Raw genomic sequence first — 20,498 nt, 5'->3', positions numbered from 1 at the left:
CGGACTCGGCGTTCAGGATGAGGTCGCGACGGCGGTCTCGACGGACTGCTTGAAGACCTGCAGGCCGTGCTCCATGGATGCGCCGAACGCGTCGGCGAGTTCGTGCGGCAGGGTGTCGTGGATCCAGACGAAACGGCTGCCGTCGGCGTGCGGGAAAACCTGCATGGACGAGCTGTCGTGCTCCGGGGTGACGCTTCCCCCGACGATGGAGAACACGATCCGGCGTTCGGTTTCGTCGAGCGCGATGAACCGTTCGTGCAGCACCGTGCCGTTCGCGAAGGTGACGATGCGCAGGTCCGGACCGTCGAGGGTGCTGTCGGTGACGAAACCGGGCGCCATACGTTCCGGGCCCTGCGCGAAGTCGCCGATGATCGCCCACAGCTGCTCGGCGGGCGCCTCGACGAGGATCTCCCTCTTGACCGATCCCATGATTGATCCTCCTGTATCGGAGCGGAGTCTCCGCTCGGGATAACTTCTGTTTCCGAAACGGTAGTTAGGTAACCAGCCATCGTCAATGGGCAGTTACTATTGACTTCATGTCCGACACAGTCGATGCCGCACCTGCGGCGCTCGCTCGTCTGGTGGAATTCGTCAACACGCGCCGCGCGGACGGCGACGACATCGGCACACCCGAGCAGTTGACGAGTTGGCTCCGCGCACACGAATTGCTGCCCGAGGGCTCAGCCGATACGGCCGCACAACAGCGAACCGTCCGAGTCCGCGAGGGTCTGCGCGCCCTACTCGCCACGAACAACGCCGAACCCGTCACCAGTCCCCGTCCAGACGGTCTGAACCCAGCGGCCCGCACCGAACTCGCCGCGCTCACCGCGGCGCTGCCACTGACTCTGGAGGTGACCAGCACCCCGCCCCGTTTGGTCCCGCACACCGACGACCGCGTCGACCATGCCCTGGCCACCCTGCTCGCCGACGTCGCCACCGCGGTCGCCGCGGGCACCTGGTCACGCCTCAAGACCTGCCGGGAACCGAGCTGCCGCTGGGCCTTCTACGATCATTCCCGCAACCGCGGCCGCACCTGGTGCTCGATGGACGTCTGCGGCAATCGCGTAAAAGTCCGTGCCTCCCACCGCCGTAACGCAGCACGGTAGTCGAAGCACCAATGATGGTGCCGCCCAGCGCCGGTCGGCACCGGGGCGACAACCCCTGGATCAGCGTGCGTCGAGCCAGCCCGAGATGCGGCGGGCGATATCGGTAGCCGTCAGTCCGAGCTCTTCGTGCACCTCGTTGCGCGACGCGTGGTCCAGGAAGTGTTGCGGCACACCGAGATCGCGAGTCGGCACATCCAAGCCCGCACCGCGCAAGCGCGCGGATACGGTGGATCCGATGCCGCCATGCAGACCGCCGTCTTCCAGAGTCACTACGAGACGGTAGTTTTCGGCGAGTTTGACGACTGTATCGGAAACCGGCAGCACCCACCGCGGATCGATGACCGTGACCGAAATACCTTCCGGCTCCAGCAGATCCGCGACCGCGACCGCGGTCGATGCGAAAGGTCCGACCGCGACCAGCAGTACATCACCGCGCTGGGCTCGAGCAGAGCCGCCCTCACGCTCGGGCAGCCGCAGCACATCGACCCCATCGAGCCGCTCGACGGCCGAAATATCCTCGGCCACACTGCCCTTCGGGAAGCGGATGGCGGTCGGTCCGTCGCTCACCGCGAGCGCCTCGGCCAACTCCTCACGTAATGTCGCCGCATCGCGCGGGGCCGCAACGCGCATGCCCGGAATGATGCCGAGCACCGACAGATCCCACATGCCGTTGTGCGAGGCGCCGTCCGGACCGGTGATTCCGGCGCGATCCAGCACCACCGTCACCGGCTGCTTCAGCAGTGCGACATCCATCAGCAACTGGTCGAAGGCGCGGTTGAGGAATGTCGAGTAGATCGCCACCACCGGATGCATGCCGCCGAGGGCGAGTCCGGCCGCCGAGGCCATCGCGTGCTGTTCGGCGATGCCGACATCGAACATCCGCTCCGGGAACCGCTCCCCGAATGCCGCCAGACCGGTCGGTCCGGGCATAGCCGCGGTGATCGCGACGATATCGTCGCGCTTCTCCGCATGCGCGATCAGCTCCTGGGAGAACACCGAGGTCCAGCCGAGCGCCTTGGGGCCGCCGAGCGGGCGGCCGGTGAGCGGGTCGATCGGATCACAGGCGTGCATCTGGTCGGCGACGTGGTTCTCGGCGTGCGAGTAGCCGCGCCCCTTCTGCGTCACCACGTGCACGACCACCGGCCCGCCGAAATCCTTCGCGCGACGCAGCGCCGCTTCCAACGCGACGGTGTCGTGGCCGTCCACCGGCCCGACATACTTCAACCCGAGATCGCTGAAGAGCTCCTGCGGACTCACCGCATCCTTGATCCCGGCCTTCACCGCGTGCACCATCGAGTACGCGGATTCGCCGACGCGCGGAATGCTCTTGAGGATCCGCTTCCCCGCATCCAGCGCATGCTCGTAGGCGGGCTGGGTGCGCAGCGCGGTCAACCGGTCGGCGAGGCCGCCGATGGTCGGCGCGTAGGAGCGGCCGTTGTCGTTGACCACCACGACGACGGGCCGGTCCGGCGCGGCGGCGATATTGTTCAGCGCCTCCCAGCACATGCCACCGGTGAGCGCGCCGTCGCCGACGACCGCGACCACATGCCGGTTCTGCCCGGTCAGCGCGAAGGCCTTCGCCAGACCGTCGGCATAGGACAGCGAGGCCGAGGCATGCGAGGACTCGACCCAGTCGTGGGCGCTCTCGGATCGGCTCGGGTAGCCGGACAATCCACCCTGCTTGCGCAGCGTGTCGAACTGATCCTTGCGACCGGTGAGGATCTTGTGCACGTAGGCCTGATGCCCGGTGTCGAAGATCAACGGATCGGCCGGCGAGTCGAAGATCCGGTGTAGTGCGATGGTCAGCTCGACCACGCCGAGATTGGGGCCGAGGTGCCCGCCGGTGACGGCGACCTTCTGCACCAGGAACTCGCGAATCTCCTCCGCCAGTTCACCCAATTCGGCAACGGTCAGCCGTCGCAGGTCTTCGGGCGTATCGACCCGGGAAAGCACTCCCACCTGAACTCGCTCCCTCCGGATAGCGCATCTGATCCGATCAGTCTACGGAGCCGCGCCAGTGGCTCCGCACGACAATGCCCCGCCACCAGCCGACTTCGCGTGGAAGTGTGAGCCTCCACACGAATCGCCGCCCATCCGAAGACACGCTCAGGCGGACGAGTTCGCCGGTCCACCTAACGTTACCCAGCTTAGAGTGGACCCGTGGCCCTGCCCGAGCAGAAGGTTCCGCAAACGGTCGACCCCGGCGTCGTGGCACGCATCGTCACCGATGTCTACGAATTGTGCCGCGCCGACGATTCCGGGGAACTCGCCGATTACATCCCCGAACTGGCTGCCGTACAACCCGATTCGTTCGGACTGTGCCTGGCCACCGCGGACGGACGGGTCTACGGTACCGGCGACGTCACCACCGAGTTCACCATCCAGTCGATCTCCAAACCCTTCACCTACGCACTCGCACTGGCCGATCGGGGCATCGCGACCGTCGCCGAGCACATCGATGTCGAACCCTCCGGCGAAGCGTTCAACGAGATCAGCCTGGATCCGGTGACCGAGCGCCCGCGCAATCCGATGATCAATGCGGGGGCCATCACAGCGGCCGCACTCGTCACCGGCCGCGACCCGACCGAGCGCTTCGAGCGCATCCGACGCTGCTACTCCCACTTCGCCGGGCGCGAGCTGACCATGAACGAGGCGGTGTACGCATCGGAAGCGCGCACCGGATTCCGCAATCGCGCCATCGGCTACATGCTGCGCTCCTTCGGCATCATCGAATCCGATCCGGACGAGGCGGTCGACCGGTACTTCCGGCAGTGCTCGATCGATGTAACCTGCCGCGATCTCGCGCTGATGGCCGCGACGCTGGCCAATAACGGACTCAACCCGCTGACCCGCGAACGCGCACTGACCGCGGCCCTCGCCGAACGCGTGCTCAGTGTGATGACCACCTGCGGCATGTACAACGCCGCGGGCGACTGGGTGACCACCGTCGGTCTCCCCGCCAAGAGCGGCGTCGGCGGCGGCATCCTGGCCGTGCTGCCCGGCCAGATCGGCATCGCCGTCTATTCCCCTCGGCTGGACACGCACGGCAGCAGCGTGCGCGGTGTCGCGGCCTGCCGGGCGCTGTCACAGCGGCTCGAATTGCACTTCCTGCACGTCACCCGGTCCGCGCGCACCGCGATCCGTGCCGCGTACACGGTGGCCGAGGTGCCGTCACGGCTGCGACGCACCACCGACGAGTTGGACGTCCTCGCCGAATTCGGGCACCGCGCCCGCGTCTACGAACTGCACGGCGACTTATTGTTCACCGGTGCGGAGCGGGCGGTCCGCGCGATCGAGGAGCAGGCGCGCGAGTTGGCGGCCTTGGTAGTGGACCTGCGGCGGGTCGGTGAGGTCAGCGGGATCGCGGTCCAGATGCTCGATGCCTTGCAGATCGAACTCGCCGCGGCGGGCTGCCGCGTCGCCATTGTCGACCCGGACGGCAAACTGGGGCATCTGGTCTCCGGCCTGGATCCGGCCGACCCACGGGGGCGGGTCTTCATCGATCGCGATACCGCGACCGAATGGTGCGAGGACATCGTCCTCGACCACCATCGGCCCGCGGACGAACCGGCGTGCACGTCCCTGCCGATCGAGGAGCATCCCGCACTCGCGGCTCTCGCTCCGGACGATCGCAGCCGGCTGGCCAAGGACTTCGAGGTCCGCACCATCGCTCGCGGCGAGGTCATCGCCGAGCGCGGCAGCGCCCGCTCCGGGCTGTATCTGATTCTCGAGGGCCGGGTCCGGATCACCTTCGAGGGCACCGATGCCCGGATCCATCGGCTGGTATCGCTTTCGGCGGGAATGTCTTTCGGCGAGGTCCCGATGTTGGTCGGGACACCGTTCGTGAACGAGGCACGTGCGGAAAACGCGGTGCGCGTCGCGGTGCTGCGTCCGGAGCGGTTCGACATGCTCACCGAGCAAGCGCCGGACCTCAAGCTCGCGCTGCTCGAGCGACTCGCCGCGGGAGCGTATGCGCAGATGGATGCGGCGGTACGCGCGATCGCCGTGCGCGGCGGCGACTATTGACCGGTTTGCCCGGGTCACGGGGACATTTCCGAAGCATCGACCGTTGCGTCTGAAACCGATGAAGTCAGGAGAGCGCTGTGAGCAAGAAGAAGTCCGACGGCACCGCGAGCACGGTCACCACCTTCGGGTCCGGCAGCGCCCGCGCCACCCCGGATCTGATGCGCGTCACCATTTCCGTCGAAACCCGGGCAGGCAAGGTCGCGCTCGCCTACGGCCAGGCCGGTGAGCGCGTCACCGCGGTCACCGAATCGCTGCGCTCCGATGGCGTTCCCGGCACCGATATCGCCACCAGCGGACTGTCTGTACGCACCGAAACGGTCTGGCTCGAAGGCGGTGGCTCGAAGATCACCGGTTACGTCGCGACCACCGACCTCACCGTCGTGCTGCGCGACATCGGCGAAACGGCCGATCCGGGCCCCGCCACGATCATCGCCAACTGTGTCGACGCCGGTGGTGACGATGTCCGCCTCGGCGGCCTCGATCTCGGTTTCGCCGATCAGGAGAGCCTGCTGATCCGCGCACGCGATGCCGCTTGGGACAACGCGCTCGCAAAGGCTGAGCAGTATGCGGGCCGTGCGCGGCGCACCCTCGGCCCGGTTCTGGAAATCACCGAGAACGCCACCTCCGCACCACCCGCCACGCCTCGGCTCATGGCCATGTCGGCCCCGATGAACGAGTCGTACGGTGGCGCTCCGGTTCCGGTCGAACTCGGCGAATCCGAAATCTCGGCGACCATCCGCGCGACCTGGCAGCTCGACTGATTCCATCCGGCCTAACGCTTGCTTGGGTACAGTGAGGGCCTCATCGTGTCCGAAGGGGTCCGCATGTCATTCGTGCTCATCGAGAAACCGCGACCGCAAGTCGCGCTGGTCGCGCTCAATCGGCCGGAACGGATGAACGCGATGGCCTTCGATGTGATGATCCCGCTGCGCGAGGCACTCGAAACGGTCAGTGCCGATAACGAAGTGCGAGCCGTGGTGCTCACCGGCGCGGGCGAGGGCTTCTGCTCCGGCGCGGATCTGCAGAACGCGGGCCGGATTCCCGATACCGAAGGTCTGACCAAGACCAGCATTGCGCGGCGCTCGATGGATCTGCTCAACGATGTGATGATCACGCTGCGGCGGATGAACCAACCGGTCATCGCCGCGATCAACGGTGCGGCGATCGGCGGTGGCTTCTGTCTCAGCGTCGCCACCGATATCCGAATCGCCAGCGAGAACGCCTACTTTCGCGCGGCGGGCATCAATAACGGCCTCACCTCAGCGGAATTGGGGATCAGCTACCTGCTGCCGCGCGCCATCGGTGCCTCGCGGGCCTTCGAGATCATGTTGTCCGGCCGGGATGTCGACGCGGTCGAGGCCGAACGGATCGGCCTCGTCTCGCGCGTCGCGCCCGCCGCCGAACTGCTGGACACCTGCTACGACCTGGCCGAACGGATCATCAGCTTCAGCCGCGTCGGTACCGAGCTCACCAAACGCATGCTGTGGAGCGGTATGGAGGCCGGCGGCTTCGAATCCCATATGCAGCACGAGGGCATGTCGCAGCTCTACGTCCGACTCACCACCGAGAATTTCGACGAAGCCATCCGGGCGCGGCGCGACCGGCGGCCACCGGTATACGAAGACTGACCTTCACGAGCGGCGGCCGATGCCATCGACCAGCAGCGTCACCGTATCCGCACCCGCGTGACGATCCTTCGAGATCTCCTGATACTCAGGGGAATCCGCCCACTCGCGAAATGCAGGCTCGTCCGGGAACGACATCAGCACGACCTTCTCGCGATCCGACTCGCCCTCGATCACCCGCGGGGATTCATCGGAGGCCAGCAGAGTGCCGGAGTAGCGGGTGAACACCTCGAGGAAGCGCGCACGGTAGCGATCGTAGGCAGCGCGATCGGTGAACTTCAGCTGTGCGACGACGTACACGGTCATGGTTCGACTGTAAGCCGCGCTGCCACAACAGCAATCGACGGAACCGGACACTTCACCGTGGTCGCCTTCGGGCTGGCCCGGGTGGGCGTGTACAGGTCTCAACGCTCCAGCAGGGCGAGGCATTCGACGTGGTGGGTGGCGGGGAAGGCGTCGAAGGCGCGTAGATCAGCGAGGTGGTAGCCCGCCGATCGGTAGAGGCCGAGGTCGCGGGCGAATGAGGCCGGATCGCAACCGATATGGATGATGCGGGACGGGCCGCTGGTGGTCACGGCGGTGACGACCTCCTTGCCCGCGCCCGCGCGGGGTGGATCCAGGACGACCACATCCGGGGCGGCGCTGCTGGCGTGTTCGGCCAGCCAATGTTCGACACGCTGGGCGCGCAGGTCCAGCCAGGGCAGATCGCGCAGCGCGGCACTACCGTCGGCGACCGCGGACCGGGTCGATTCCACCGCCAGCACCGAACCGGTCGGACCGACCTGTCCGGCCAGTCGGGCCGCGAAAACCCCTACGCCGCTGTACAAGTCCCACGCCCGCTCCCCGTTACCGAGCCCCGCCCACCCGGCGACCACATCCGAATAGCATTGCGCCGCACCATGATGCGCCTGCCAGAACCCGGTTGCCGCGAGTTCCCACCGGCGCCCGGCCACATACTCGACCGTCCGACCGCTACCGCCCATCACCCACTCGTCCCGAGCCGCGTGCGTCGCCGCCCGCCGCGCCGCCGCCCGCCGCCGAACCCCCTCTCCCCCAACCGATCCGGACTGATCGCTGCCGCGCGAGCCTTCGCCGCCGAACTCATCACGACGAGACCGATCCCCACGCCTGCCCCGATCCCACTCGCCGTCGTGCCCCGCTCCTGCACGACGGCTCCTGCCATCCACATCGCCGGGCAGGGACTGAGGGCCGTCGCCGTCATCGATATGCCGCCATTGCGATCCGCCCCATCGGCCTTCGTCGCCGTGTCCACGTGCACCGGTCCGCGGCGACTCGCTGCCGGGCCCCCACTCAGCGGTGCGACGCTTTCCGGAACGCCGGTCTGTCTCCCGCCTGCCACGCCGATCCCCACCTCGCCTCGAAGGCCGTTCGGACTCGGCACGTCCCGCAACCGCCGACGGAGCCAATTCGACGACATGCCGCATCCCATCGCCGTCGACCGCGACCACCAGATCCGCGCCGGGAGTCCATATTCGGTCCGCAATGCCGTCCATCGCACCCGGAACCGGTTGGGGACAGCGCAGATCGGTGATCACCTCGGTGCTGCGGTACCCGTGCACTCCGGCTCGCCCCTCCGCGTCAACGGCCAAGCGGACGCGGGTGCGCCAGCCGCCGGTGGCGTCGGCCGGATATCCGGCGATCGGCTCCACGGTGATATCTCGTTCGAGTCCGGCGATGCGATACAGTTGCTCCGCCACCACCGCCGCCTTCAACGCGCGCTGCGCGGCGGGGGTGGCGAAGGAGAAATCGCAGCAGCCCGCGCCACCGGGACCGGAGACGGGACAGGTGGCGGGAACGCGATCCGGCGATGCCTCCAGGATTTCGATCGCATCGGCACGGCAGAACGAACCCCCGCGATCCTCGGTGACCCGCACTCGAACCAGTTCATCGGGTAGCCCGTGTCGCACGAAGACCACCCGGCCCTCGTGCCGCGCGATACAGAATCCGCCGTGCCCGGGCGGGCCGAGCCGCACCTGGAAGGTGTTCGAGCGCCAGTCGGTCACCCTCGGTCCTCGTACCCGCGCCGCACCGCACCGGGCGCATTCACCACACCGGCCTGCCTGGCCTTCGCGGACGACGTCAACTGCCACGGCACACTCGTCACCATGACACCCGGCTCGAACAGCAACCTGCCCTTGAGCCGCAACGCGCTCTGGTTGTGCAGAATCTGCTCCCACCAGTGTCCGACAACGTATTCGGGAATGAATACGGTCACCACATCGCGCGGCGAATCGCGCCGCACCCGCTTGACGTAATCCAATACCGGCTTGGTGATTTCGCGATAGGGCGATTCGATCACCTTGAGCGGCACCGTGATATCGCTGCGCTCCCACTCCCGCACCAGCGCCCTGGTGTCGGCCTCGTCGACGTTCACCGTCACCGCCTCCAAAGTATCGGGGCGGGTCGCGCGCGCGTAGGCCAGCGCCCGGCGCGTCGGCAGATGCAGTTTGGACACCAGCACGATCGAATGCGACCGACTCGGCAGCACGCCGTCCCATTCGTGCTCGTCGAGTTCGCGGGAAACCGAATCATAGTGCCGTCGAATGAGTTTCATCACAACGAAGATCGCCACCATGGTGCAGATCGCGATCCAGGCACCGGCGAAGAACTTGGTGATCAACACAATGACCAGCACCGTCCCGGTGGCACTGAGCCCGATCGCGTTGATCACCCGCGAACGCTTCATCCGCGCCCGCTGCGACGGATCGGTTTCGGTGCGCAACAACCGGGTCCAGTGCCGCAGCATGCCGGTCTGGCTGAGCACGAACGAGACGAACACCCCGACGATGTACAGCTGGATGAGTTTGGTCACCTCGGCGCCGAACACCACGACGAATGCGACGGCCGCACCCGAGAGGAACAGAATGCCGTTGCTGAACGCCAATCGGTCGCCGCGGGTGTGCAACTGCCGTGGCAGGTAACGGTCCTGCGCCAGAATCGAACCCAGCACCGGGAAGCCGTTGAACGCGGTATTCGCGGCGAGCACCAGGATCAGCGCGGTCACCGTGGTGATGAAGAAGAAGCCGATCGGGAAGCCATGGAAGACGGTTTCGGCCAGCTGGGCGATGAGCGTCTTCTGGTGGTAGTCCGCGGGCGCGCCGATCAACTCGGATTCGTTGTGCGCGTACACGATCCCGATCTTCTGGGCCAGGATGATGATGCCCATCAGCAGCGCGATCGCGATGCTGCCGAGCATCAGCAGTGTGGTCGCGGCGTTGCGCGACTTGGGTTTCCGGAATGCGGGCACACCATTGCTGATCGCCTCGACACCGGTGAGCGCGGCACAGCCGGAGGAGAACGCCCGCGCGATCAGGAAGGTGAACGCGAGTCCGTATAGGTGCTCCTCCTCGGCATTGAGCTGGAAGCCCGCCGATTCGGCACGCAGGTCGTCGCCGAGTACGAAGATGCGGAACAGCCCCCAGCCCAGCATCGCGAACATGCCGAAGATGAAGGCGTAGGTCGGAATCGCGAAGGCGACACCCGATTCCCGGATGCCGCGCAGATTGATCGATGTCAGCACGACGATGGCGACGACCGCGAACAACACCTTGTGCGTGGCGACGAACGGAATCGCGGACCCGATATTCGACGCCGCCGAGGAGATGGATACCGCCACCGTGAGCACATAGTCGACGAGCAGCGCACTGCCGACGGTGAGCCCGGCATTGGGCCCGAGATTCGTGGTGGCGACCTCGTAGTCACCGCCGCCGGAAGGGTAGGCGTGCACATTCTGCCGATAGCTGGCGACCACCACGGCCATCACGAATGAGACGGCAAGACCAACCCAGGGCGCGTAGACGTAGGCAGAAATGCCCGCCACCGAAAGAACAAGGAAGATTTCCTCCGGGGCGTAGGCCACCGAGGACATGGCATCGGAGGCGAACACCGGAAGCGCGATTCGCTTCGGCAGCAGGGTGTGGCCCAGCGCATCGCTACGGAAAGGCCTGCCCAGCAGCAAACGTTTGGCTGCCGTCGTCAACTTGGACACTGGAGCGAGCATAGATCCCCGCAGGATGCAGCGCTCCCTCGGCCGGTTCGCGTCGTATGTTTGGTTGACAGGCGGAGGGGAAATTGGGCCATGGAAACATCTGGCGGGTACGGTTCGATGCCGAGGTAAGCAAACCGAACGCCATGGTTCCAGGAACGAGGTTGCGGTGTACGTAGTGATCATGGGTTGCGGACGGGTCGGCTCATCGCTGGCACGCGCCCTGGTCCGGGTCGGCCATGAGGTCACCGTGATCGACCGGGATCACAGCGCCTTCCTGCGCCTCGGCGAGGACTTTCCGGGCGAGCGGGTGGTCGGTGTCGGCTTCGACCGGGATGTGCTGACCCGCGCGGGAATCGAGCGGGCCGACGCCTTCGCCGCGGTCTCCTCCGGTGACAACTCCAACATCATCTCCGCGCGGGTGGCCCGGGAAATGTTCGGTGTGCAGCGCGTGGTAGCGCGCATCTACGACGCCAAACGCGCCGCCGTCTACGAGCGCCTCGGCATTCCGACCATCGCCACCGTGCCGTGGACCACCGACCGCTTCCTCACCACGCTGATCGGGGACGGCGGAACCACCACCTGGCGGGATCCGACGGGCACCGTTGCGGTAGCCCAGTTGACGCTGCACGAGGAGTGGTACGGGCGCACCGTGCGCGATCTGGAGCGCAATGTGGGCGCCAGGGTCGCCTTCATCATCCGGTTCGGTCAGGGCCTGCTCCCCGAGAGCAAGACCGTGGTCCAAGCCGACGACGTCGTCTATGTCGCAGCCACCTCCGGCTCCGTCGGCGAGGCCGTCGCCTTGGCCGGTAAGCCCCCAGCAAGCGAGGACTGAAATGAAAGTGGCGATCGCCGGAGCCGGCGCAGTCGGCCGATCGATAGCCAGGGAGCTATTGCGCGGCGGCCATCGGGTGATGCTGCTCGAGCGCCAGCTCGACCACATCGACCCCGCCGCCATCCCGGATGCCATCTGGGTCCATGCCGACGCGTGCGAACTCGCGCTGCTGGAGGACGCGGGCCTGCAGACTTACGAGGTTGTCATCGCCGCCACCGGTGACGATAAGACGAATCTGGTGCACAGCCTGCTCGCCAAGACCGAATTCGGCGTGCGCCGGGTGGTGGCGCGGGTCAACGACCCACGCAATGAATGGCTCTTCGATGCGTCCTGGGGCGTCGATGTCGCCGTGTCGACGCCGCGGCTGCTGGCCTCGCTGGTGGAAGAGGCGGTCTCGGTCGGCGATCTGGTCCGGTTGATGACGCTGCGGCAGGGTCAGGCCAATCTGGTGGAGATCACCCTGCCCAGCGATACCGCCTTGGCGGGCAAGCCGGTCCGCACGCTCACCCTGCCGCGCGACGCCGCCCTGGTGACGATTCTGCGCGGCGGCCGCGTGATCGTGCCGCAGCCCGACGACCCCCTCGAAGGCGATGACGAGCTGTTGTTCGTGACCTCCGTGGAGGCCGAGGAAGACCTGCGGGTGGCGCTGGCCACGCACGGTATCAAACCCTGACTCCCCGACAAGGCTGATACGGATCAGCGCCTGTCCGACCTCAGGATGCGGCCGCGAGCTGCGCGCGCAGCTTGTTCAGCGCGCGATGCTGCATGACCCGAACCACGCCGGGACTGGTGCCGATGGCCTCGGCGGTCTGCGCTGCGGTCCAGCCGAGCACGATCCGCATCACCAGCACCTCGCGGTGCGCGGGCGCCAGGATCTTCATCAATTCCCGGGTGGCCTCGCGACGTTCGGACGCGATCGCCCACTCCTCCGGGCCCGCGGCGGTCGATGCCGTATCGGGCACCTCGTCGACCGGGTACATCGGGTGCAGCTGCGCACGCCGGAACGCGTCGGCCACCTTGTTGGCCGCGATGCCGTAGACGAACGCCAGGAACGACTTGCCCTGATCGCGGTAGCGCGGAATGGCGTTGACGGTGGCCAGCAGGATCTCCTGCACCACATCGTCGGCCGTGACGTGCAGATGTGCGGTATTGCCAAGGCGCGCACCGCAATACCGGCGCACGAGCGGGTGGACCAGCCGGATGATCTCGGTGACCGCCGCACGGTCGCCCGCGGCCGCCGGACCGATCAACTTATCCAGTTCGGCCGATACCCGGCGGCTCTCCGACAGGGCCGGGTTGTGGTGGGCCTGGTTTTTCGACAGTGTCGCAATGTTGTGCTCGGTAGCCAACTTCCGAGTCCTTCCTCGCCGATCGTGCTTTTTTGCTTGCACTGATCGTCTGATGAACTCGGTCGCCCAACCAGGCACCCCAGGGTGGGTACTCCCCCACCTCCGGCGGCGATTCGTTAACACCCCAGCGGAATTCGGGGCGGGAATTCCTAGGCCGTTTCGGCGGCCGTATCCCGGCGCACCGGCAGATGTCCGGCCCGGCGCACCGCCCATACGGTCACGGCCAGCGCGACGGCGGTCAGCGGCCACCCCATCGCGATGCGCGCGAAGGCCAGCCAGCCGGTGCGATCGGTGTCGTAGAGCTGTGACTGCACCAGATAGCGCGCGCCGAACACGATCACCCAGGTGGTGGTCGCCAGGTCGTAGAGGCGCACGACGCGGCGGTCGGACCGCCATTCGGTGCCGTGGCCGTTGAGCACACCCCAGATCACGCCGACCAGCGGCCAGCGCACCAGCATCGACACCAGGAACACCCCGGCGTAGACCAGGCTGGTGTAGATGCCGAACAGGAAGAAGCCTTTCGCCTCACCCATGCGGTAGGCGATGAACGCGCAGATGCCCACCCCGAGGAAGCCCGAGATCGCGGGCTGGATGGGGCTGCGCCGCACCAGCCGCCACACCAGAATCGCGGCGGCCACGCCGAGTGCCGACCAGATCGCCGCGGTGAGCCCGGCGAAGGTGTTCACGGGCACGAAGACCAGCACCGGCAGCGTCGAGTAGATCAGGCCGCTGAAGCCGCCCAACTGCTCGAGGAGGGTTTGTTCGGCCTCTTCGTTTTCGGCGTCTACAGAGCGATCTACGACGTCGGACGGGCCCGCGTCGATCGGCTCACGACCTCGGGTGTGGATCTCGGCGGCGTTCTCGTTGCTCGATGGCATACGTCAGCTGTTCTCACGCAATTCGTAGTAGGGGTTGTAGATCACCTTACGACCATCCCGGTCACCCACACGACCGCGGACGAGGATCTTGCGTCCCGGTTCGATACCGGGAATCCGGCGGCGACCGATCCACACCAGACTGATGGCATCGGTGCCGTCGAAGAATTCTGCCTGAACACTGGCGCCGACGGACTTCGGACACGCCTCGACACTGCGTAGTCGGCCGAGCATGGTCGCCTCGTCACCGCGCTGACAGTCCGAGGCCCGGCAGGCACCCGACGCATCGGCCGATTCGGCGAGTTCCTCGGCGTCCAACTGATCGAGATCCTCGGTCAGTCTGCGGCTCAGACGGCGAAAATAACCTGAGGCGGCGGATGACATTTGACGCTCTCCTGCGTGGAGCAAGACGACGTGGGTCCCACGCCATCATGGTTGTTCCGGTGACGACCGGCTTAAGGCCGTATACCCGCCACTGTAGATGGGCAACCATCCCCCCGCTACGCTCGGACCGGTGTTCGACTCCCCACATTTCGCGCCGGACCGCAGCGGCCGCGCCCCGATCGCCGTGGCGTTGCCGGGAACCGGTTCGGATGCCGACTTCGCTCGCCGCGCCTTCGGACCGGCTTGTGCGGCACGCGGAATCGAATTCATCGCCGTCGAACCCGACCCGCGCGGAGTGGTTGCCGGGTATCGGGCGGCGCTCGACGAGGCCGCCGGGCGCGGGCCGGTCCTGGCCACCGGGATCTCCCTCGGCGCGGCGGTCGCACTCGAATGGGCGGCTGAACATCCCGGGGCAGCAACCGGCGTAGTGGCGGCGCTACCGGCCTGGACCGGTCCCGATACCGCCGCGTGCCCGGCCGCGCTCAGCGCTGCCGCCACCGCGGCACAATTGCGCGCGGACGGGCTCGACACGGTGGTCGAACGCATGCGCGCGAGCAGCCCGCGCTGGCTCGCCGACGCGCTCACCCAGTCCTGGCATGCGCAGTGGCCGCGGCTGCCCGAGGCACTGCAGGAGGCCGCCGACTACAAGTGGCCCGATGCGGAACGACTCGGCACCGTCGAGGTGCCCGTCACCATCGTCACCGCTGTCGACGATCCGGTGCACCCGCTGTCGGTCGCCGAGGAATGGGCCGAGCTGATCCCGCGCGCCGAGCTGATCCGGATCACCCTCGACGAACTCGGCGCGGATCCCGCGATTCTCGGAAACGCGGGACTCGCGGCGTTCTAGTTCAGCCCGAGCTGCTGCATGGCGGAGCCGTCCGCACCGCGTCGCGGTTCATTGGGCATACGCGGCGGGACCAGCGGCTGGGGTGTGGGCTGGACCGCGGCCTGCTGTGCGGCTACCGCCTGCTGCTGTGCGTCCACCTGCGCCTGATGCGCGGCGGCCAGCTGCTCGGCCAGTTCCGGTGGCAGCACGACGGCCAGCGGCTCGCGCACCGGCATCGGATCGTCGCCGCGCCGAATCACGGTCTCGGTCAAGATCGCTCGCGCGGCCCGCACCAGCGGCCCACCGTCATCGGCGGCGCCCTGCGGCCCCGCGGCCACCAGCCGCACCATCCATCGCGGACCATCCACCCCGATGAAGCGCAGGTCCGCGCCCTCGGTGATGGCGAGCAGTTCCCGGCCCCACGGTCCGGTCTCCACCGCGACCCTGGCGCCGTCCTTGCGTAGCGATTCGGCCAGATCCGCTGCCACCGAACGCCATTGGCCCGCCGACTTGGGCGCGGCATAGGCCGCGACAGTGATCCGACCGTGTTCGGTCGCCAGGTGCACCGCCTGCGGCGTGCCGTCCGGGGTCATCTCGACCTGCAATTGGCCGCCCGGCGGCACCGGCAGGATCACCGAACCCAGATCGAGGCGCTGATCGGACACATTGTCCAGCAGCTCGGCCACCTCGTCGTAGTCGTACGGGCCGGATTTGGGCATGTCCACGACATCGTCGTCGTAGTCGTGCTCGTCGTACTCGGATTCGTCGTACTCGGGTTCGTCGTCGTAGTGCGCGGCGACGTAAGCGGCTGGGACGATCGGATTCTCGTCGGTGATCGGATCGATGATGGGGTTCTCGTCGGTGATCGGCTCATCGTCGTAACCCGCGTCGCCGTAGGCGGCGTACTCGCCGTATTCGTCGGCGTAGTCGTCGTATCGGTCCTCGACGTATTCATCACGTCCGCCGGACTTGCGTCTCTTCCCGAACATGCCGGTCATGCCTCCTTGCCGAGAGTGGCCGCCTCGTCGGCCGACGCGGCCAGACTGGCGTGGCCACCGCTCGACCCGTAACCGCCCGCACCCCGCGTGGTGTCGTCGAGTACGTCGACCTCCACGAAATCGACCAGTTCCACCCGCTGCACCAGCAACTGCGCGATCCGATCGCCGCGACGCAATTCGATCGGGGTGCGCGGATCGTGATTGATCAGGCACACCTTGATTTCGCCCCGATAGCCCGCATCGACGGTGCCCGGCGTATTCACCACGGACAGACCGGTTTTCGCGGCGAGTCCGGACCTGGGATGGATCAGGCCGACCGTGCCGACCGGCAGTGCGACCGCGACACCGGTGCCGACCAGCACGCGCTCCCCCGGTTCGATGATGACGTCCTCTGTAGTGCACAGGTCCACGCCCGCGTCTCCGTGGTGGGCACGCGTTGGCACGGGGATGCCGGGATCAAGCCGCAGCAAAGGTATGGGTGAAAGGGCGCTCACGTTCACCGAGCCTACGCGTACGCCCTCGACCTCAGTGAATTAGTGTTGAGTCGTGTCGGACCAGCCCAACCCAGTGACTATGGACGAACAACAGCGAAGCTTCGAGCCCTACCGCGAGCGCCTTTGGGTGCCGCTGTGGTGGTGGCCGATCGCGTTCGCCATCGCCGGGTTGCTGGCCGCCGAAATCCATATGGGCGCACCGGGTCTGCGCGCCTGGTTGCCCTACGCGTTGCTGTTTCCGGTACCGGTGTGGGTGCTGTTGTGGCTGAGCCGTCATCGGGTGGAGGTCGCCCAGGACGGTTCCGGCATCCGCGAACTCCGCGCCGATCGCGCGCATCTGCCGGTGAACTTCGTGGCCAGATCGGCCACGGTGGCCCCCACCGCCAAGAGTGCGGCGCTGGGCCGCCAGCTCGACCCCGCCGCCTATGTCCAACATCGGCCATGGGTGGGGCCGATGGTGCTACTTGTACTCGACGACCCGGACGATCCGACGCCGTACTGGTTGATCAGTACGCGACGGCCGGACCGGGTCTTGGCCGCGCTTGGCATACCTGACTGAGGCCGGGCGTGCCGAGCGCGGGCTGACCGTTGATCTCGGCTGGAGATCAGATCTCGCGCCGGAGATCAGGCTGCACAGTCCATGCAGATCAGCTGACCGCCACTCTCACTGGCCAGCCTGCTCCGGTGATGGACCAGGAAACAGCTGGAACAGGTGAACTCGTCGGCCTGCTTCGGGATCACCCGAACCGTCAGGACTTCCTCGGACAAGTCCGCGCCGGGAAGCTCGAACGACTCCGCGGTATCGGATTCGTCGATATCCACGACGGCGGACTGTGCCTCGTTGCGACGAGCCTTCAGCTCCTCCAGCGAATCTTCCGACACTTCGTCGGATTCAGTGCGCCTCGGTGCGTCATAGTCGGTTGCCATGTCGTCTTCCCCTCGTCCTTACTCCGTATATCCCGGACCGGGCCACTCACACCGATTCCCTCGGAATCGGAATGACCAGCTCCGCCCCGCCGGTGGTGCACGTCACACGTACACCGGTCCCCTATCAGGGCGGATCATGCGGACCCACCTTTGATAGCGCTCGGTAAACGCAGGACATGCCCTTCTTGTTCCCGCGACCGACCACCGTTTTGGGCTGCGATGTTTCGATCTGGGCCGCCAGACAATAGCGGACGCCACGGCAAAAGTCGCAATCAAAACACAGACGATTCGAAACTGAGGGGTAATCGACACCAACCGTGAACTCGCCGAGACCTTACGCACTGGCGCGGACACATTTTCGTAGAGTATGCACGTGGTTTCACTCATCACCGAAGGCAGCGCAACGGATCGAACGGGTCAACCCTTCCTCCGGAGACGCAACCAGCCATGGTTGATCCTGGTCGGCGTCCTACTCCTGATCTGCACCGTGGTGTGGATCAAGGCCCTGACCACCGAGGACAGCAGCGGAACCGCGATGGCGTGCAATTCGCCGAGCCCGGCCACCGACGCGAAATCGCCCCAACCGGCCCCGATGGGCCAGCGGGTGGGGCAATCGCGGCTGACCGACGTCGAACCGGCGGCACTGGCCTCGTCGAAGGTCCGCGTACTGAACGCGAACAACAAGAGCGGTCAGGCCTCGCACATCGCCTCGGCGCTCGGCGATCTGGGCTTCGCGAGCGCGCCGGGACAGCAATTCGGTAACGATCCGGTTTATGTGAACGGCGACCTGAACTGCACCGGCCAGATCCGCTTCGGCGTGAACGGCCGACCGGCCGCCGCCTCGGTCCAGTTGGTCGCGCCGTGCGCCGAGCTGATCGAGGATCAGCGCAACGACGACACCGTGGACCTGGTGCTCGGTTCGGTATTCGGCGAATCGCTGCGGCCGAGCCCCGACGCCGAGGAAGTGCTGAAATCGCTGAAGAATCCGGCACCGGGCGGATCGACGTCCATCGATCCCAAACTGCTGTCCGCGGCGCGCACGGCACGCTGCTGACCTTTCCTGAACCGACCTTCATCGCCCCGGTCTGCCGCTTCGGCAGACCGGGGCGATCCGTTTTCAGGCGTCCGGGATCGCGGTGGTCGCGCCGACACGCTCGAACAGCTCGGTCAACTCGTTCGCGACGCCCGGTGCGGCGGCAACGACCAGCTCACCTGCCGCACCCGGGCTGGTCGCGGCGGGCAAGCGCAGCGCCGCACCCGCCTCCGCGGCGATCAAAGCGCCCGCCGCCCAGTCCCACGCGTTGAGTCCGTGTTCGTAGTACGCGTCGACGCGGCCCTCGGCGACGAAGCACAGATCCAGTGCCGCCGCGCCGAGGCGGCGGATATCGCGGATCTCCGGCAGGATCTGCGCGATCAGCTCCGCCTGCCTGGCCCTGCGGTGTTTGCCGTACGCGAATCCGGTGGCCACCAAGGCCATCGCCGCCGATCGCACCGGCGTGCAGCGCAGGTGTTCCACGGCGCCGTCACCGGTCACCTTCGTGGCTCCCATCCGCAGTCCGGCGCTGTAGGTGGCCGCCCGCGCGACATCGACCACCGCCCCGGCGACGGGTTGTCCGTCGCGCATCGCGGCCACCGAAATCGCGTAGCCCGGAATGCCGTACAGGAAGTTCACGGTGCCGTCGATCGGGTCCACCACCCAGTGCACGGTGTCCCCGTCACCGCCGGCCAGGCTGCCGCCGCCCTCCTCACCGAGGATCGGATCGCCGGGGCGCGCTTCGTCGAGCAGGCGCCGGATCAGATCCTCGGTCTCGGTATCGACGATCGTCACCGGATCGGTGGGGTGGCCCTTGGCCTGCACGGCCCCGTCGCGCGCACCCTCCGGACCGAATACCTCGGGCCGGCGCGAGCGCACATGCGCGGCCGCGGTTTCGGCGAGTTGGACCGCGATCCGGCGCAATTCGGCGACATCCTCGGATGGCGTCGCGGGCGGGCGGGCGGTAACTGACGCTGTGGTCTCCGGCATGCCCCCATGCCATCACACATCCTCGGCGAACGGGAACCGATGCCCGCCCATTACTCTTGTCGTGCACGACACAACGCCGTCGTCGGGCACAACACCGCATGCTCCGCGACCAGCCGGTGGTGAGTTCCTGTGCGGCGGTGCGTTCATCACATCGGCCAGCACAGGGAACGAGGGAACGTCATGTCCGCTCGGGGGCACGCATTCGGTATCGATATCGGTGGCAGCGGCGTCAAGGGCGCCGCGGTGGATCTGGCCACCGGAGCATTGGTCCATGAGCGGATAAAGATCCTGACACCGCATCCCTCGACACCGCAGGCGGTCGCCGACGCGGTCGCCGAACTGGTCGCCCAGGCCGATTGGGACGGCCCGGTCGGCATCACGCTGCCCTCGGTCGTGCTGGAAGGCGTCGCGCAGACGGCCGCCAATATCGACAAGGCATGGATCGGCACCGACGCGCGGGCGCTGTTCTCCGCGGCACTCGACGGCCGCGCCGTCACCGTGCTCAACGACGCCGACGCGGCCGGTCTGGCCGAAGATCGCTACGGCGCGGCAAAGGAATTCGACGGTCTGGTGGTGCTGCTGACGTTCGGCACCGGCATCGGCTCGGCGCTGCTGTTCCACGGCACGCTGGTGCCCAATACCGAACTCGGCCATCTCGAGATCGGCGGCATGGAGACCGAACACCGCGCCGCCGCCTCGATCAAGGATCGCGACGGCCTGACCTACGAGCAGTGGGCCGCCCAGGTCAGCATTGTGCTCAGCGGCCTGGAGAATTTGTTCTGGCCGAAGGTCTTCGTCGCAGGTGGCGGCATCAGCCGCGATGCCGAACAATGGATTCCATTGCTCACCAACCGAACACCGGTGATTCCCGCCCGACTGGAGAACACCGCGGGCATCGTGGGGGCGGCCATGGCCATCGATGCGGGCATCGCACCGTAGACGCGCGGAGGGTACGGCATTAGCCGTTGCCGGGATCGTGCCGTAGGTACCCTGGTTCGATCGTTACAATGGAACGTACTCCGGC

The 20,498-nt window shown here is 66.9% G+C and carries 22 protein-coding genes; 10 read left to right on the top strand and 12 right to left on the bottom strand.

All coding sequences use genetic code 11. From position 1 onward, the window contains the following. Positions 1 to 12: 12 nt before the first annotated feature. Positions 13 to 429: an SRPBCC family protein gene (locus tag ACQPZ2_RS16720; RefSeq protein WP_433526389.1), complete on the bottom strand. Its 417-nt coding sequence runs from the start codon at positions 427 to 429 to the stop codon at positions 13 to 15. 107 nt (positions 430 to 536) lie between these two features. On the opposite strand from ACQPZ2_RS16720, the gene ACQPZ2_RS16715 reads away from it, so the two are divergent. Beyond that, on the top strand, positions 537 to 1,106 hold the full coding sequence (locus ACQPZ2_RS16715) for a CGNR zinc finger domain-containing protein (protein WP_433526388.1): 570 nt from the start codon (positions 537 to 539) through the stop codon (positions 1,104 to 1,106). A gap of 60 nt (positions 1,107 to 1,166) precedes the next feature. On the opposite strand, the gene dxs is transcribed toward ACQPZ2_RS16715, so the two are convergent. Next, positions 1,167 to 3,065, bottom strand: a complete 1,899-nt coding sequence (gene dxs / locus ACQPZ2_RS16710) for a 1-deoxy-D-xylulose-5-phosphate synthase (RefSeq protein WP_433526387.1) — start codon at positions 3,063 to 3,065, stop codon at positions 1,167 to 1,169. Positions 3,066 to 3,266: 201 nt separating this feature from the next. Here dxs and glsA point away from each other — a divergent pair, with 201 nt between their 5' ends. The 3 genes from glsA (at position 3,267) to ACQPZ2_RS16695 (ending at position 6,760) form a co-directional block, all read left to right on the top strand. After that, a complete protein-coding gene (gene glsA / locus ACQPZ2_RS16705) occupies positions 3,267 to 5,132 on the top strand; it encodes a glutaminase A (protein ID WP_433526386.1) in 1,866 nt (621 codons plus the stop codon). 77 nt (positions 5,133 to 5,209) lie between these two features. Then, a complete protein-coding gene (locus ACQPZ2_RS16700; protein ID WP_433526385.1) occupies positions 5,210 to 5,893 on the top strand; it encodes an SIMPL domain-containing protein in 684 nt (227 codons plus the stop codon). 63 nt (positions 5,894 to 5,956) lie between these two features. Next, positions 5,957 to 6,760 (top strand): enoyl-CoA hydratase, encoded by an 804-nt coding sequence (locus tag ACQPZ2_RS16695; RefSeq protein ID WP_433526384.1) that lies wholly within the window; start codon positions 5,957 to 5,959, stop codon positions 6,758 to 6,760. A 3-nt stretch (positions 6,761 to 6,763) separates the two neighbouring features. On the opposite strand, the gene ACQPZ2_RS16690 is transcribed toward ACQPZ2_RS16695, so the two are convergent. The 3 genes from ACQPZ2_RS16690 to ACQPZ2_RS16680 all read right to left on the bottom strand — a co-directional run bounded on the left by ACQPZ2_RS16690 (position 6,764) and on the right by ACQPZ2_RS16680 (position 10,766). After that, positions 6,764 to 7,063 (bottom strand): DUF1330 domain-containing protein, encoded by a 300-nt coding sequence (locus tag ACQPZ2_RS16690; protein WP_433526383.1) that lies wholly within the window; start codon positions 7,061 to 7,063, stop codon positions 6,764 to 6,766. Positions 7,064 to 7,161: 98 nt separating this feature from the next. After that, positions 7,162 to 8,781, bottom strand: a complete 1,620-nt coding sequence (locus tag ACQPZ2_RS16685; protein ID WP_433526382.1) for a class I SAM-dependent RNA methyltransferase — start codon at positions 8,779 to 8,781, stop codon at positions 7,162 to 7,164. After that, positions 8,778 to 10,766, bottom strand: a complete 1,989-nt coding sequence (locus ACQPZ2_RS16680) for an APC family permease (RefSeq protein WP_063043644.1) — start codon at positions 10,764 to 10,766, stop codon at positions 8,778 to 8,780. Before ACQPZ2_RS16680 ends, ACQPZ2_RS16685 begins: the two co-directional genes overlap by 4 nt. 166 nt (positions 10,767 to 10,932) lie before the next feature. Here ACQPZ2_RS16680 and ACQPZ2_RS16675 point away from each other — a divergent pair, with 166 nt between their 5' ends. Both ACQPZ2_RS16675 and ACQPZ2_RS16670 read left to right on the top strand, forming a co-directional pair. Beyond that, on the top strand, positions 10,933 to 11,598 hold the full coding sequence (locus tag ACQPZ2_RS16675) for a potassium channel family protein (protein WP_040692532.1): 666 nt from the start codon (positions 10,933 to 10,935) through the stop codon (positions 11,596 to 11,598). Position 11,599: 1 nt separating this feature from the next. Continuing rightward, entirely contained in the window at positions 11,600 to 12,271 is a 672-nt protein-coding gene (locus ACQPZ2_RS16670; RefSeq protein WP_433526381.1) for a potassium channel family protein, read from the top strand. 40 nt (positions 12,272 to 12,311) lie between these two features. Here the strand turns inward: ACQPZ2_RS16670 and ACQPZ2_RS16665 are convergent, their stop codons facing one another. The 3 genes from ACQPZ2_RS16665 to ACQPZ2_RS16655 all read right to left on the bottom strand — a co-directional run bounded on the left by ACQPZ2_RS16665 (position 12,312) and on the right by ACQPZ2_RS16655 (position 14,206). Further along, positions 12,312 to 12,947, bottom strand: a complete 636-nt coding sequence (locus ACQPZ2_RS16665; protein ID WP_433526380.1) for a sigma-70 family RNA polymerase sigma factor — start codon at positions 12,945 to 12,947, stop codon at positions 12,312 to 12,314. A 149-nt stretch (positions 12,948 to 13,096) separates the two neighbouring features. Further along, on the bottom strand, positions 13,097 to 13,825 hold the full coding sequence (locus tag ACQPZ2_RS16660) for a DUF3159 domain-containing protein (RefSeq protein WP_433526379.1): 729 nt from the start codon (positions 13,823 to 13,825) through the stop codon (positions 13,097 to 13,099). 3 nt (positions 13,826 to 13,828) lie between these two features. Next, a complete protein-coding gene (locus ACQPZ2_RS16655) occupies positions 13,829 to 14,206 on the bottom strand; it encodes an OB-fold nucleic acid binding domain-containing protein (protein ID WP_063043609.1) in 378 nt (125 codons plus the stop codon). A gap of 130 nt (positions 14,207 to 14,336) precedes the next feature. Here ACQPZ2_RS16655 and ACQPZ2_RS16650 point away from each other — a divergent pair, with 130 nt between their 5' ends. Next, positions 14,337 to 15,053, top strand: coding sequence for an alpha/beta fold hydrolase (locus tag ACQPZ2_RS16650; RefSeq protein ID WP_433526378.1), 717 nt, complete (start codon positions 14,337 to 14,339; stop codon positions 15,051 to 15,053). Here ACQPZ2_RS16650 and ACQPZ2_RS16645 read toward each other — a convergent pair. Beyond that, positions 15,050 to 16,021 (bottom strand): DUF3710 domain-containing protein, encoded by a 972-nt coding sequence (locus tag ACQPZ2_RS16645; protein ID WP_433526377.1) that lies wholly within the window; start codon positions 16,019 to 16,021, stop codon positions 15,050 to 15,052. The genes ACQPZ2_RS16650 and ACQPZ2_RS16645 overlap by 4 nt on opposite strands. 5 nt (positions 16,022 to 16,026) lie before the next feature. Next, positions 16,027 to 16,524 (bottom strand): dUTP diphosphatase, encoded by a 498-nt coding sequence (gene dut / locus ACQPZ2_RS16640; RefSeq protein ID WP_040692540.1) that lies wholly within the window; start codon positions 16,522 to 16,524, stop codon positions 16,027 to 16,029. A 79-nt stretch (positions 16,525 to 16,603) separates the two neighbouring features. On the opposite strand from dut, the gene ACQPZ2_RS16635 reads away from it, so the two are divergent. After that, entirely contained in the window at positions 16,604 to 17,083 is a 480-nt protein-coding gene (locus tag ACQPZ2_RS16635) for a DUF3093 domain-containing protein (protein WP_433527442.1), read from the top strand. A gap of 65 nt (positions 17,084 to 17,148) precedes the next feature. On the opposite strand, the gene ACQPZ2_RS16630 is transcribed toward ACQPZ2_RS16635, so the two are convergent. Further along, a complete protein-coding gene (locus tag ACQPZ2_RS16630) occupies positions 17,149 to 17,451 on the bottom strand; it encodes a DUF4193 domain-containing protein (RefSeq protein WP_040692543.1) in 303 nt (100 codons plus the stop codon). 373 nt (positions 17,452 to 17,824) lie between these two features. On the opposite strand from ACQPZ2_RS16630, the gene cei reads away from it, so the two are divergent. Continuing rightward, positions 17,825 to 18,505 carry an envelope integrity protein Cei gene (gene cei, locus ACQPZ2_RS16625; RefSeq protein ID WP_040692557.1) on the top strand — a complete coding sequence of 227 codons (681 nt, stop codon included), beginning with the start codon at positions 17,825 to 17,827 and terminating at the stop codon, positions 18,503 to 18,505. Between the two features lie 63 nt (positions 18,506 to 18,568). Here cei and ACQPZ2_RS16620 read toward each other — a convergent pair whose 3' ends face one another. Then, on the bottom strand, positions 18,569 to 19,474 hold the full coding sequence (locus ACQPZ2_RS16620) for an inositol monophosphatase family protein (protein ID WP_433526376.1): 906 nt from the start codon (positions 19,472 to 19,474) through the stop codon (positions 18,569 to 18,571). Positions 19,475 to 19,654: 180 nt separating this feature from the next. Here ACQPZ2_RS16620 and ppgK point away from each other — a divergent pair, with 180 nt between their 5' ends. Next, entirely contained in the window at positions 19,655 to 20,413 is a 759-nt protein-coding gene (gene ppgK, locus ACQPZ2_RS16615; protein WP_433526375.1) for a polyphosphate--glucose phosphotransferase, read from the top strand. The last annotated feature ends 85 nt before the right edge of the window (positions 20,414 to 20,498 follow it).

It is taken from the genome of Nocardia pseudovaccinii (assembly GCF_050942345.1).
GTDB classification, from domain to species: domain Bacteria; phylum Actinomycetota; class Actinomycetes; order Mycobacteriales; family Mycobacteriaceae; genus Nocardia; species Nocardia pseudovaccinii.
The sequence above is the reverse complement of the archived record's forward strand: the minus strand, read 5'-3'. Positions and strand labels throughout refer to the sequence as shown.